A 14549-nucleotide genomic window follows, 5' to 3' on the forward strand; every position below is an offset into this window, starting at 1 on the left:
CACAATCGCAGCTTGTTGATGAGCATCCAAAATGGCGTCTGTTGTGATTGCGGGATTTTTGGCAACACGATAGAGCGCTTCCAAATCGGAATCCCCCATACATGCGCCGGGTTGGGACTCAGCGATTTTCGAAAACTGCTCGACAATCGTTTTAACGCGTTTTTCTCGTCTCAGGTCGCCTAATTCAAGCCAAGCGAACTCCGATTCAATCCATTCCATCGCCACAGCCCTCCCTGAGCACACTGAGATCCTTTATGTGCCTGTGTATCTACCCGAAAAGATGTGTAGGATAAAGAGGGCGTTGCCTGGGGCTGTCGTAGGACTGCCCCGTTGGGGCGTTGTCATGAGCTATCTTCAGCAATCGATAGAATGCTGCAATCGTTCAATCGACGTCCCGAAGCGAGGCTGAGGTGCTCAGCACGTATCGTCCCCGCGTTCCTTACTGGGCCTCGGACTTGTCGCGGAGTTCGTGGCGGTAATAGGTCTCCAGGCACAGCGTGGCCATGGCGGTGGTGTAGACCGAGCCCCCATAGCCGCCCCACAATGAGGTGTCGGGCCAACTTCCATCTTTCTGCTGGGTCGAGAGCAGTCGCTGTTTCATGGCCTGGTTCCAGCTTTTCCAGGCGTCGTCTTGGAGTTGGTGCAAGGCGAGCGAGGCGTAGTACCAGTAGTAATAGTTGTCCGGTCCGATCTGATGGCCGGGGAGGGAGGCGAGTAGTGCGGTTTCAGCTTCCTGAACGGTATCGGGTGGCACCTTTTCGCCGATGAGCAATCGCACGGCGAGGGCTTCGGCGGTCATTGTGGGGGTCGTTCTCTCGCCCGGGCGATAGCACGCCAAACCTCCTGCCCGGCCGCTACGCACGGTCGTGAGAAACCGCTCAACACCTCGCTGCATCGACTCCTCGCCGTCGAGCGCACCGGCCCGCCGAGCTCCGTCGATTAGCAGTGCCTGCCAACCGAGCTGGCTGAGGTCTCCCCTGTCACCACGTGTGTAACGCCAGCCTCCGGTGACCGGATGCTGGGTTGATTTGGAGTACGCGATAGCGCGGCGGGTTGCCTCGATGGCTGCCGGGTCCTGAGTCATGGCTGCCGCTTCGGCGAGTGAGAGTGATGCCATCGCATGGCAGTAATGCGCAGCATAGACAGAGGCGTCTCCGGCCAGGGATCCATCATCGCGTTGACGGCCGAGCAGGTAGACGAGACCCCGATACACCGCTTCGGGATACTCGCCGGATTGATGCGTATTGCCTGCACCGAGGAGCGCGAGGAGTGCCAGACCGGTCAATCCGGTTTCGGCGCGTTTGCCCGCTGCCCCACGCTGCAGACCCAATGGTGCTCGTTCGCGGCCGGCGCCGCTCGAGAGCGGGTCCCAGGCGCCGTCGGCACGCTGGTGTTTGGTGAGATAGCGGAGTGCTGCCGCGACGGCGGCTTCGGTACTCGCATCGCCGCCGGTTGTCTCGATCGCTACCGATTTCGCGGCCCCTTGTCGGGCAGCGAAATCAGAATCGATCTCTCCCGGGATCAACCCCTTGGCAGCGGGCGATGCCGGGGGCTGCTCCGCGGCTGGGTCGACTGTCGGCGACTCGACCGCAGTGGCCGCGACTGCCGGACGCTCGACCGCTGGAGTCTTCGCCGCGACCGGTTCGGCAGGTGCATCGGCAGGCATTTTAGGAGTCGGTTCAGCCGGCGGTGGGGGCTCGGCAGAGGCCAGCGTTTCGTTCAACCAATCGCCCAACGCATCGATATCGCTGCCCGCGTCGGTGGGCGAAGGCATCTTTGCGGCCGCCAGCGTGGTGGGCATCATGTCGCTCAAAGACGTCGCGGCAGGCTTGGACGCCGTTTCCTGCGGGGAATCGCTGGGGTTCTCGCTCGCTGTCTTTACTGGCGGAGGAAGTTCCTCGATAGGACGCGCTAGCGAAAGCGGTGCGATTGCCGCGGGCCGCGTATCGGAGTCCACGTCTTGGTCCTGTTCCCCCTGTGCATCGTCGGGAGAATCTGCGGCGGCGGTATCGGCCGACGTGAGGCTGGGGTCGAAAACAGCGACAGAAACCTCTTCGCTACCCCGCTCCGCGGTGGAATCGTCAACACGCTGGCCGCCTGAAAAGAACAGAGACATGCGGGGCGTGAAAATAAGAATGGCTGCGTGCAATCCAATCGAGATCAACAAGCAGATCACCGCCGCAGCGCGACCGCTGCTCTTGCGGCGGCGCAGCAGCATCACCGTTGCGATTAGCAGACCTACCGCGAGCAGAGCAATCATCCGCACGGCGGTCGGATTGTGCCAGAAGTAGTCCGTATTGAGTAACGGCGTATTCACGTCGATTGCTCGCTACCTCCGCTTGGTCGCCACCCCGATTTGCTGCACGCCCGACGCACGGACCATTTGCAGGACGCCAGCGACCTGTCCATAGGGAATGCTGTCGTCAGCGCGCACGGCAACCTTGAGGGCTGGATAGCTGTCGTGTTGAGATCGCAGAACACTAGTGAGTTGATCCGGTGAGACAGCATTGCCGTCGAGAGTGAGAGTGCCAGCAGCAGTGAACTCGACGATTCGTTCGTCGGGGAGTCGGGCCATCGAGTTCAACTCGCCCACACTCGGTACGTTGACCTGCAGGTGGCTTTCCCCATTGTCGAGCTTGCTGCCGACCATGAAAAAAATCACGAGCAGAAACACCACATCAATCATGGGCGTGAGGTTGATCGTCGCCGTTTCAGGATTGGACCGTCGAATCATCTATGCGGCTTTGCGTTTGCGTGGTGCTCGGCCAGCACCGGAGTTCTCAAGACCCTCGGCAGAAATACAGTCGATCACTCGCTGGCAAAGCTTATCGATCTCGCCGAGATACCGATCTGATTTGGCGCTGAAGTACATATATGCGAGATAAGCGGGAATCGCCACACTGAGTCCGCCGGCCGTGGTCATCAATGCGGTGCTGATTCCAGCGGCGAGTAGATCGCTCTGACCTCCGGTCTGTGAACCAAGGTTTTCGAACGCTTCAATCATTCCGAGCACGGTGCCGAGTAGCCCAATCAATGGGGTGACGTTACTGATCGCATGGAAGACACGCAGGAATCGGCGGAGGGATTCACCCACCCGATCGCCCGCATCGATTACGGCCTGTTCAATTTCCATCATCGGCCGGCCCCAACGCCGCACAGCAGCATGAAAGACTTCCGCGACCGGGCAATCGAATTCATCACAGATCGATGTGGCTTCTTCGTAACTGAGTTGTCCATCTTCGACACACTCGGTGAATCGCCGAACAAAGGGTTTGGGGATTACTCGCGAGCGTCGCAGTGCGATCATGCGTTCGAGTGACAAACCGATAACGATCAGCGACCCGATCGCCAGGGGGATCATCAGCCAACCGCCCTCACTGAACTTGCGGATCATCTCGGGCATCTCCCAAGCGGACGATTCCTCCGTTTCGGCAGCCACCTCGCTCGCTGCCTCCTCAGGAGCTGCTGGGATCGAAAACTGGTTGGCCGAACCGCTCTGAGATTTCGGTGCGTTGGCAATTCGGGCGGCGGGGCCCGAGGACGCTCCAAAGCCGCCGGGGTAGGTACTGGGCGCCGATGAGCTCGAAAAACCACCTGAGTTGTAGCCGTAGTTCGGTGCCGATCGCTGGTTCTGGGCCGCTGCGGGAGTTGTCGTAGCAGCGAGCACAAGCGAGCAGCAGAAACGGGCCACCAAAGGCATCGGCAAGGCGAATGGGGTGAGAAGTCGAAGATTCATCATCGTCGTAGGGTGCCTGGGGACGAGGTGCCGTCGGTCGTCATCGCAGCGAGGCGACGGCGAGCACCGTTGGCGTGTGGCGAGTCACCGAACCGGCTAACGAGTGCGGAATAGCAAATGGTCGCCTCGCGTGTCCTCCCCAATTGCTCGAACGATTTTCCCGCCTGAACGAGCGCGGCGGCTGTCCATTGGTCACAATCGCCGATCCCCTCGACCTGTCGGTAGGCCGTGATTGCCTCGTGAAAGTTTTCCTGCATGAAGAACGTTTCGCCAATCATCCACTGAGCCCGTCCACGCAGATCCGATTCCGCTCGGCCGGACCGAACAATCTGTTCTAGTAAGGCGCGTCCGCGATCGAAACGCAATTCACGGATCTCCAAACTCGCCGAGAGTAGATCCGTCATGGCCACGCTACCGGCTCCATCACCGTCTCGGTCAGACTGCATCGCGGCTGCTCGGGCAGCTGCGATCCGCGTTTTGGCCTGGGGTATATCGCCCACCTCTGTCGCCGTCTCCGCAAGACGAAGTAATGTGGCGAAATCGTCGGCACCATCGTCATCGACGATATGTTCCCAGAGTTTTAACGACCGCGCCGTCTTGCCGTTCTGCAAGAGCGCCTCGGCAAACAATCGTTTGACATGCAGAGTGCGTCCCCGGGCAACGGTTTCCTGTTTAGCGGCCTCGGTATTTTGCCGTTCGTACAGCCCAGGCTCCTCCTCGGCCGCCATGGCCAGCATGGACCACTGGCCCGTCCGACCGGCCCAGCGACAGGCTGCCTCGCGGACCCCACCGGTGACCAGTTTTCCCGATTTGGTTTGCATTCGAGCACTGAGGCTGTCGGGGCTGCGTTGGCTTTCGTCTCGAGCCGTTAACCAACCCATTGCGATCCTTTGGGCGGCGGCATCGTGACCGTCCGTGTGGAGTTGGTGAAGTGTTTCTGTGGCAACTTTCCCGTGTTCGTCAATCAGCGAAAGAGCCGTCGCGTAGGCGACTTCGGCATCGGGCGCACCAGCGGAAGCCGCCGCCATCAACCCGGCTTGCAGGATGCTGAGATCACCAGCAACGAGTGGTGACATCAGCACGTAATCGTGCTGCTCAATCAAGTACGTCCGCAGTTGCTCGGAGAGCTCGCCGTCCGAGCCACAGGCGGTCTTGACGACCTCGCATGTGGCCGAGGATCGGGGGTGCTTGTTCAATAGTGCGGCGCGTGTTTTCTCGACTCCCTCTTCGTCGTCCAAGCGAGTCTGGCAACTGATCTTCAGCAGCAGCGCCGATGGGGCATCGGAGTGGTCGGGGTGATGGTCCAAGAACTTTTGGACCGCATCGAGAGATTTTTGGATATGCTCCGGGCTGCCGCTATCGTTGGCGGCCATCACGAGTGTCCATGCATAACCGAGTCTCGCCGTGGCGATGTCCGGACCGGCCTGACGCGAGGCATGGTTGCTGAACATCTCAACAGCCAGCCGGTAGGCTTTCCCAGCAGTCAGCTTGTCGTCGCTATCGAGCGCTCCCGCAGCGATCGCCAATAGCGTGTCTCCGGTGCGGCTGCTCGTGGATGCTTGATCGGCCGACTCTGCTGCGAGTGTTGCCCAACGCAGAGCGTCGGCGTGCCGACCGTTCGCTGTCAGGCTGGATGCGGCTGCATTCCAGATCACATCGGCTTTCTCAACGGCGAGTTCGTCGGCCTGCTCGCCGACGAGTCGCTCACAGATCGCCGAGGCGGTATGGTAGATCTCGGCGGCATCGTCACGGCGTTGTTCTTGTTCACAGCGGCGTGCGATGCGAACGACTGCCGCGAGCGTGCGAAGAGACTGCTGATCACGGAGATCGATTTCCGCTACGGCGGCGACAGCCGCACCCAGGTCTTCACTATCGACCGCCGCGATCAAGTTCGTAGCGGTAGTATCGGGGCTTTCGGCTCGCGAGACCGCCGCAGGCACGGCGAGCAAGATGCATAGGGCGACTGCTCCGATTCGGACTCGGCGAAAGTGCCGAGGGGTTCCTGGAGCTTGCCGATCTTGCTCGACGCCACCGCGAGACTTGACGAGACCACCCCACGTGCGCACCCGGTGCTCAGCACTGGCGAGGCGCCAATGCCAGCGGGAAGTTAGGTGGTCGTGGGAGGATTGGTCCGTTCGCGCCATCGTGGTTACTCGCGGAGTGAGAGAAGTCATGCCGTCGGCAAAATCAGGCAGCGGCTCGGGCCGCTGCGGCGTAGAACGATGCGATCGCGTCGACGACGCGGCCCTGTTCCGCTTCGGTGAGCGACGGGAAGACAGGGAGGTTGAGCACCTCGCGGCTGGCTCGCTCTGTCTCGGTCAGGCCGTTGTGACGGAACTCGATGTCCTGGAAACATTCCTGTTCGTGCATCGGAACGGGGTAGTAGATCTCCGAACCGATACTGCGTTCGGACAGATAGCTGCGCAGTTGATCGCGACGACCACCATCTACGCGAATCGCGTATTGGTTCCACACGTGTGTCGCGTTGGCGTCACGTGTGGGAAGCGTGATCGCCTCACTGCTGACGACGCCGGCCTCTTGGAGCAAGCGGTCATAGCGATCGGCGACTTCCGTCCGCGCATCAATCGCAGCGCTGAGGTGACGTAGTTTGACCCGTAGGACTGCGGCTTGGAATGTATCGAGTCGGCTGTTGATACCCACAACTTGGTGGTAGTAGCGAGGTCGCATGCCATGACCAGCGAACAGTCGCAGCCGATCGGCGAGAGCAGCGTCGCGGGTCGTGATCATCCCGCCATCGCCCATCCCGCCAAGGTTCTTGGTTGGATAGAAGCTAAAGCAACCGATCTCGCCCCAGCTTCCAGCAGGACGTGAGTGATACGCCGCACCGATTGCTTGAGCGGCGTCCTCGATCACGGGAATGTCGTGTTTTCCCGCGATCTGGCAAATGCTATCGATTTGCGCACATTGGCCGAACAGGTGAACAGGAATGATCGCTTTGGTCTTCGTCGAGATCAGCGATTGAATTGATTGCGGATCGACATTGAAGGTGTCCGGGCAAATGTCTGCGAAGACGGGCGTGGCACCGAGCCGAGTGATGCAGCTCACCGAGGCAAAAAAGGTGAACGACGGCACAATGACTTCATCGCCGGGGCCGATATTCAGCGCCATCAGAGCGAGCAGCAAGGCATCACTGCCCGATGCACAGCCGACGGCATTGTCGACCTGGCAGTATCCGGCGACCTCGCACTCGAGTTCCGTTACGTCGGGGCCGAACAGAAAACGACCGCTGTCGACGACGTCGGTCAGGGCCTCAATGAATTCTTCCCGGTGTGGCCGGTTGTCGCGGTTGACATCGAGAAGGGGAACACCGGCGGGGGTGGGTTGGGTGGTGGGCTGTTGGGCCATCAGAGTTATCATCCGTGAAATTGAGCGAGAAAACCCGAAATTCCATTTTCGGCTTGCTCAGCCGGCCGCGGCAGCCGTGAGCACTCAATGTCCTGTGTACGACTCTGCGGCTGCATGGGTCAAGAGAAGAAATAACCCCGTGACCCCTGCCTACCCGAACCCCGCAGCCGACGCCCTGTTCATTGAGCGGCGTCCCAAATCAGCGATTTACTTCGCAAATGTCAACGTCATCCGCTCGATGATCGGTTTGGACTTGTTCTCGGTGGAGTCGTTCAGACGCAGTTGGACTTGGAATCCATAACCTGCTGGCAGTTCAGAGAGCTCCAGTTCCGCTGGGGTTTTCGCGATTTGCTTTGGAAATCCCGGGATGTAGTCGTAACTCTCTTTGATCTCGGTCCAGTCCGTCCACTGATCAATCTTGCCATCTTGGTCGGTATCGACGCCGACGCGAGCCTCGACGGTCTCCACCCAGGGACCGGGGCTGACATAGTCGGTCGCTTGTTGAGTAGCGAGGTAAAACTGTCCTTCGGCGAACGCGATATCCGGGTCTGGGTGACCGTTGCCAATATTGTCGCACCATGTGAACGGCTCATCGATGGACGGTGATGTGAACCAACCCACACTCATCTGATGGCCGCCCACGGGGTCGAAGTCACCGAAGAGGTAGTACTGCCCACCGATGCAAATCGCGGCCCAGTCGCCGTAGGCCTCCTGTTCCGGTTCATGCACCTCGTATTCGGCGACGTTCGTTGGGTAGTTCTGAGGATCCTCTTTGGTCCAGTGTGGGTGTCTGTACGTGGCGATCTTTCCGGTCGGTTCGGTGCGGTTGTCTACCGGCGGGGCGCGGAATTCGAAACCGTCGATGCCGTTCGGGCTGACCGCGTGTCCGGCGAGCGGCGAATCCCACGAACGTTTGTTCGCAGAAATCGGACTCCAGTCCTCGATGATGACGTGCATGTTTCCATCGAGATCACGGATGAAGCCAGCATCGCTACCGTGAGACGGATCCTTCACCGCCATCCCCATGTTCTTCCCAGGGACACCGTCAAACAGGTCCTCGTCAACATAGACATGAGGGTCTTGGTCGTTGGGAAAGTCATAGTAGATCAGCGCCTTGCCATCGACCCATTCCGCGCTAGTGACCCACTTGGAAAACCCCTCAGTGACGGGACCGTGATGGACCCAGTTTTTCATGTCACGGCTTTGCCAGGCATGGTAACCACCCTTGCTGGCTTTCAATCCGCCCGGTGCATTGTACTGGTTCGGAAACTGAGTTGTTTGCAGCGGGACGTCAAACCCTTCGAGGGTCGCTTCTTCCGGTTCAAACTCGGTCGTTGGTTCGGACGCCTGTCGACGTTTGTCTCCGCCATAGCGCCCGAACATCCAGTAGTTGTCGGGGGCAACCGTCAACAAGACCGGCGCGTCACGCAAGTTGACGGGACCGAGATTCTCAATCGGATTCCAGTTCTGCCAGATCGCTGATTGTGAGACCACGAGCGACTTGGCCGAACGCTTGTTATCGGTCGAGTGAACTTTTGTCGAGATCGTTGCCGATTCTGCTTGAGGTGAAACCGAGCCGTCTGCGACTGCAGCTCCTTCGGTGGATTCAAGGTTTTCCGCCCAGTCCGCGGCGCTGTCGATCGTCCAATCCTCTGCCTGCAATTCCGCGTTGGACGTCGGAATCACGACGAGCAGCGTGGCGAGTGAATAGAAGAATATCTTGAGCATTGCAAAGTTCCTGGAATGAGTGCCTGAAGTGATCAGTGATGTTTGCCTTGTCCTGCGATCGTAACAGAACGGGCAGTTGAGCAGGTGCGGGATAGTCACTCGGTGCAACCTAACAACCGATCCAGCGATAGCCGAGTACTGTTTATTTTGGCCCCGCATTAAACACACGAGGTAGGTAACCCGATGCGTCAGCGAGGCAAATGCAACGTTTTGCTCAGTCAGCAGAGGAAAATGCAGTGCTTTGCGTGGTCAAGAGATGATCCTCGCTCACGCGTCGGGTTACCAAAACCGCTTCGCAATCGAAAGCAAGCGGCATTCGGCGATAGCCCGGTTCACCCACTCCAAGCACGCGGGAGGACGATTTCATACCTGACGTTTTTCGGTCGGTTTGCATGGTCCCCAACGCGCAGCGCCCTGGGTCGGGTTGCGGTGATGCGCTGTTTATTGAGCCCGGAATCATTGATCGTCTGGACTCCGCCGCAGAGACGAGAAGGTTGATGGGTCTGGACCTTCGGGAAGGCTTGCTTTCCAGGTTTCCAGTTTCTCGAGCAGTCGCGAAACCACCGCGGTCTCTTGGGTGTGTCGGTCTTCCCGCTCGTAAGGATCCTCGACGACGTTGTACAGCTCGACGTGGTCCCCGTCTTCGCTGGAAAGCAGTTTCCAGTCCTGGTCGACGATCACGAACGATACCCAATGAAACGGTCGAGACTTCGGTGCCGGGTAACGCGACGCCATCTTCCAGAACAAGGGTTGCGAACGGCCGGTGGACGGATCCCCGGTCAGCCCGGTGAGTTGACTGATGCCATCGGGATGGTACCCCGCGGGCAGTTCCACGCCAGCGATTTCGCAGAACGTTGGCAACAGATCCACAGCCGAGATCATCAGCGTCTCGTCAGATTGATTGGCAGCGATTTTGCCTGGCCAACGGGCGATGAACGGAACATTGATGCCGCCTTCATACAACGATGCCTTGTAGCCCTTGCGGCCAGCGGTGATTCCCTTGGCCGCACCGATTCCATAGCCCACGCCAGTCGCGGAGTCGTGCGTCAACGTTAACTCACCAGATGCTCCACCGCGTGCCGGTCCATTGTCGCTGCTGAAGATGACGAGTGTGTTGTCGGTGACTCCTAGCCGATCGAGCGCGTCGAGCACGTCACCGATGCGATCATCGGCGTGCGCGAGTACCGAGGCATAGATCTCATCGGCTTCCTCCAACTCGCTCTCCCGAAACCGCCAACGGTATTTCGGAACGGTGTGAAAGGGCGTATGAGGCTCGTGCATCCACAGGTTGACGAAGAACGGGGTGCCCGAATGATGGCTGGTTTCCATGAACTCAATCGCCTGGCGAGCATCCTCGTGAACCGGCATCTGTTCGCCCGAACAGTTGAATGCCCCATAGGTGTCATAGCCATATTCGGCGGGTGTGGGCGAGTCGGGGATCATGTTGTTGGACAGGTGCCACTTGCCGAAGTGTGCCGTTGCATAGCCACCCGATTGCAGCAGTTTCGGGAGCGTTGTGACGCCCGGATCCAACCAATCGGGCATATTGCGTCGAGCGTTGCTGGGGACCCACGCGAAATGACCGTCGATGTTGTAGCGAGCCGGATAGTGCCCCGTCATCACCGCCGTGCGACTCGGTGAACACACGCCACTGGCGACCGTGAACCGATGAAAATCTGTGCCCTCACGCGCCAACCGGTCGATGTTCGGTGTTTTCACGTAGGGATGGCCGTGGCAGCTCAGATCGCCCCATCCCCAATCATCGGCAAAGATGAAAACGATGTTGGGAGGTGAATGCTGTGCAGTCGCGGTATGGCCGCCACAAAGAAACGCCAGGACGACGACGCGAAAGGTCAAGGTATGCATGGGAAGTCACTGAAGAATCATGATGGGGAAGAATCTGGTCACTTAAATGATAGCTGGTGGTGGCCACTCGCACCAAACGGCCCGACATCGGCTATAATCTCCGGCTTGCTGAACGCTTCTCAAGACCCAATCGAAATCAACCATGAACACAAGTGCACCAGTACATCGAAGTGACTCCCTGAGGCGGCGGGCCGCGGTTGGTCTTTACGCGGCTTCGATGGGCTTGTTTTTGATCCTCGCCGGCGACGCGACTGGGCAAGAGGCGGGGGAGAAAGGGCATCCCAATGTGGTGTTGGTCATGGCGGATGATATGGGCTTGGGCGATATCAGCCCGACCAATCCGGACTGCCAAATCAAAACGCCCAACCTGCAGCGGTTGGCAGATCAGGGGCTGACGTTTCTGGATGCACATACGCCCAGTTCGGTTTGCACCCCCACTCGCTATGGCCTGTTGACGGGACGCTACAACTGGCGATCGCGTCTTGCCAAGGGTGTGCTCAGTGGCAGGAGCGAACAATTGATTCCCGCCGACCGGCCCACGCTAGGCCATTTGTTGCAATCGGCTGGATACCACACGGGGATGATCGGCAAGTGGCACCTGGGTTGGGATTGGCATAAGGACGGTAATGAAATCGACTTCTCCAAACCTGTCGAGAACGGTCCCGACATCAACGGATTCAACCAGTACTATGGCCACTGCGGTTCGCTCGACATGCCTCCGTACGTATGGGTGGACACTGGGAAGCCGACTTCCATTCCTACTCGTGAGGAAGGCGTGACGAAGAAGGAATCGCCATACGGTTGGTATCGCAAAGGACCGATTGGGGATGATTTCGAGATCGAGCAAGTACTTCCACATCTCTTTGACAAGTCGATTACTTACATCGACGAACGGGTTAGCAGTGCCAGTGCCGAGGACGAACGCAAACCGTTTTTCCTCTATCTGCCGCTGCCCGCACCGCACACGCCCATCGTGCCCGTGCCCCCGTTTCGGGACGCGAGTGGAATCAACCCCTACGCCGATTTTGTCATGCAGGTGGATCATCACATGGGTGAGCTGATGAAGAAGCTCGACGAACTGGGCGTGGCCGATGAAACGCTCGTCATCTTTACCAGCGACAATGGGTGTTCACCGGAAGCGAATTTTTCGGTTTTGGCCGAACACGACCATGACCCCAGCGCTGGATTTCGCGGCCACAAGGCTGACATTTACGAAGGCGGTCACCGCGTTCCGTTAATCGTTCGCTGGCCAGGACACGTTCGCGCCGGAGAGCAAACCGATGCCACCGTTTGTTTGACAGACGTCTACACGACGTTGCAGTCGATTACAGGCCAACCCCGTGAGCCTGCCGGTGGCGAAGACGGTTTTGACCTGTCGGTGTTGTTCCAAGATCCTTCGGCGAACCCTCGAGATTCGTTGGTTAGTCACAGCATCGGTGGCTTCTTCGCGATCCGTCGTGGGCCCTGGAAACTCTGCCTGTCACACGGCAGTGGCGGTTGGAGCAAGCCGCGTGAACCGGACGCCAAAAAACGTGGCCTGCCCCCGATGCAGCTCTTTCATTTGGGCAACGATCCAGGCGAGACGACCAACGTCGCCGATCAGCATCCCGAGAAGGTTGCTGAGCTCAAAGCGTTGCTAGATCAACAAGTCGCCGAGGGGCGTTGCACCCCCGGCCCGCGTCTGAGCAACGACCGAAAAGTCGATGTCGGCGGCAGGAAGTGAGCTTCCCGCGCTGCGTTGAAACGCGCGAATAATAAGGGCTCATCCGACGGAAGCGTGCGCGCGAGGTTTTCAAGGCATGGCTCCAGTATCCAAGGATTCATTTGTGGGATGTGATTATCAATGTTAGACCGGCACTGCCGGGAGAAACGGAGCCGAGCTCTGCAGAGGTGCTGGCTTGGCAAGGGATATCTCGGTCGCCAGCGTTTCCCTGCAAAAGCGGTACGCCAATGGTGTTGTCGGTCCCTGGCGAGCGTTTGTTCGCCAGGGACGCATTTTTGAACGATCATTGGATACGAGAGCCATGCCACAAAAAACCTTCCGCTGTGCTCTGCGCACGCTTCCGTCGGATGAACCATAGTAAGTGAGGCATAGTTATTCACCCTTCCAGAACGACATGTCGCGCAGTCGTCAGTGATTGTGACCAAGAACGAATTCCTTCACCCGCCCGGCGAAGCTGAGAGTGTCGGATATCGAGCCTTCAGCGACTTATCCGGGAGGGGCGACAGTGAGAAAAGAAGCCCCAAACCAGCGCGATCCCCCGCTCCGAACCTTGCCTTGCTCGGTCCGACCCTCGAATCCCCCCAACATTGGCCTTGAGACCTCCCTGTTAAAAGTGAAACCTATGAAAACACGGAACCCGCTCCCAATCGTTCGCCTCGCGGTCGCGATCGCTGCTGCCATCGGTTCTTGTCTGCCGCTCGCGCGATGTGCGGCTGAGCCCGCCGTTCGGCCACCCAACGTGCTAGTCTTTCTGGTCGACGACTTAGGGTACATGGACATCGGCGCGAACAATCCAGATTGTTTCTACGAGACGCCTCACATCGACGCGTTCGCCGATTCGGCGATGCGGTTCACCGATGGTTACGCCGCGAACCCGGTCTGCTCGCCGACGCGGTACAGTTTGATGACGGGGCGTTATCCCAGCCGCGTGGATGCGACGAACTTCTTCTCTGGCAAGCGCGCAGGCAAGTTCCGACCCGCGCCGCTGAACGACAAGATGCCGCTCGAAGAGATGACGCTGGCAGAGATGTTGAAAACCAAAGGCTACGCGACCTGTTTCGCTGGGAAATGGCACCTGGGTCCGGATGAGGAGTACTATCCGCAGAACCAGGGTTTTGATGTCAACTATGGCGGGTGGACACGCGGCGGCCCCTACACAGGCAAAAGATACTTCTCGCCCTTTGAGAACCCTCAGTTGCAGCCGGACAGCCCCCCTGGTGATCACTTGCCCGATCGACTCGCTCGCGACACCGCCCAGTTCATCGACTCGCATCGTGATCAACCGTTTCTAGCCTGCCTGTCGTTTTATTCGGTTCACACGCCGTTGATGGGGCGGCCTGATTTGGTTGAAAAGTATGAAGCCAAGGCCAGCCGTATTGTGGGTGAGGAATTCGCCAGAGAGGAACAGGTTCTCGGCGACAAGCCGCGTCGGGTGCGAATCTTGCAGAAACACGCGGTCTATGCCGCGATGGTCGAAGCGATGGATGAGGCCGTGGGCAAAGTGCTGCAACAACTCGATGACTCAGGAGTCCGTGACAACACGATTGTCGTGTTTACCTCCGACAACGGAGGCCTGTCGACTTCGGAGGGCTCGCCGACGAGTAACTTGCCGTTGCGAGGTGGGAAAGGATGGGTCTACGAGGGTGGTATCCGTGAACCTTGGATCATTCGCTATCCCGGCATCACGCAGGCCGGAGCTGTTGAATCAACGCCGATCTGTTCGGTAGACCTGCTGCCGACGGTTGCGGCATCGGTTGGGTACGAGTTGCAGCACGACGTCGATGGCGTCGACATTGGTCCCCTGCTGCATGGTGAATCCCTCGCCGACCGCGACTTGTTTTGGCATTACCCGCATTACAGCAATCAAGGCGGCATCCCCTCGGGGGCGATCCGCCACGGCGACTTCAAACTGATCGAACGGTACGAGGACGGACGTGTCCACCTCTACAACCTGAGCGACGATATCGGCGAGCAGAACGACCTCGCCTCCGAGCAGCCTGAAAAGGTCGACCAGCTCCGGGATCGTTTGCATGCATGGTACCAGCGAGTCGACGCCAAGTTTTTGCAAGCCAAGCCCGACGGCCCCGAGCCCTGGAGGCCCTAAGACAGCGAAGCCCCGATCGCGGGTGA

At 59.0% G+C, this 14549-nt stretch carries 10 protein-coding genes; 2 read left to right on the forward strand and 8 right to left on the reverse strand.

Annotated elements, in window-relative coordinates:
* From CA85_RS04315 to CA85_RS04350, 8 genes are all read right to left on the reverse strand, one after another.
* On the reverse strand, positions 1-219 hold a 219-nt coding region (locus tag CA85_RS04315; RefSeq protein WP_222435404.1), incomplete at its 3' end, for an IS4/Tn5 family transposase DNA-binding protein.
* Between the two features lie 220 nt (positions 220-439).
* A complete protein-coding gene (locus CA85_RS04320) occupies positions 440-2317 on the reverse strand; it encodes a prenyltransferase/squalene oxidase repeat-containing protein (RefSeq protein ID WP_246112494.1) in 1878 nt (625 codons plus the stop codon).
* Between the two features lie 12 nt (positions 2318-2329).
* Positions 2330-2734: an ExbD/TolR family protein gene (locus tag CA85_RS04325; RefSeq protein WP_146390085.1), complete on the reverse strand. Its 405-nt coding sequence runs from the start codon at positions 2732-2734 to the stop codon at positions 2330-2332.
* Positions 2735-3739 (reverse strand): MotA/TolQ/ExbB proton channel family protein, encoded by a 1005-nt coding sequence (locus CA85_RS04330; RefSeq protein ID WP_246112495.1) that lies wholly within the window; start codon positions 3737-3739, stop codon positions 2735-2737.
* Entirely contained in the window at positions 3736-5910 is a 2175-nt protein-coding gene (locus CA85_RS04335; protein WP_146390086.1) for a tetratricopeptide repeat protein, read from the reverse strand. The genes CA85_RS04330 and CA85_RS04335 overlap by 4 nt, the downstream gene beginning before the upstream one ends.
* A gap of 13 nt (positions 5911-5923) precedes the next feature.
* Positions 5924-7102 carry a DegT/DnrJ/EryC1/StrS family aminotransferase gene (locus CA85_RS04340; protein ID WP_146390087.1) on the reverse strand — a complete coding sequence of 393 codons (1179 nt, stop codon included), beginning with the start codon at positions 7100-7102 and terminating at the stop codon, positions 5924-5926.
* 207 nt (positions 7103-7309) lie between these two features.
* Positions 7310-8830 carry a hypothetical protein gene (locus CA85_RS04345; RefSeq protein ID WP_146390088.1) on the reverse strand — a complete coding sequence of 507 codons (1521 nt, stop codon included), beginning with the start codon at positions 8828-8830 and terminating at the stop codon, positions 7310-7312.
* A 456-nt stretch (positions 8831-9286) separates the two neighbouring features.
* Positions 9287-10696, reverse strand: coding sequence for a sulfatase-like hydrolase/transferase (locus tag CA85_RS04350; protein WP_146390089.1), 1410 nt, complete (start codon positions 10694-10696; stop codon positions 9287-9289).
* A gap of 142 nt (positions 10697-10838) precedes the next feature.
* On the opposite strand from CA85_RS04350, the gene CA85_RS04355 reads away from it, so the two are divergent.
* Positions 10839-12419, forward strand: a complete 1581-nt coding sequence (locus CA85_RS04355; RefSeq protein ID WP_246112496.1) for a sulfatase family protein — start codon at positions 10839-10841, stop codon at positions 12417-12419.
* A 622-nt stretch (positions 12420-13041) separates the two neighbouring features.
* Positions 13042-14523, forward strand: coding sequence for a sulfatase (locus CA85_RS04360; protein WP_146390090.1), 1482 nt, complete (start codon positions 13042-13044; stop codon positions 14521-14523).
* Positions 14524-14549 lie beyond the last annotated feature (26 nt).

Origin of the sequence: Allorhodopirellula solitaria (assembly GCF_007859855.1) — a bacterium.
In the GTDB taxonomy this organism is placed as follows: Bacteria; Planctomycetota; Planctomycetia; order Pirellulales; family Pirellulaceae; genus Rhodopirellula; species Rhodopirellula solitaria.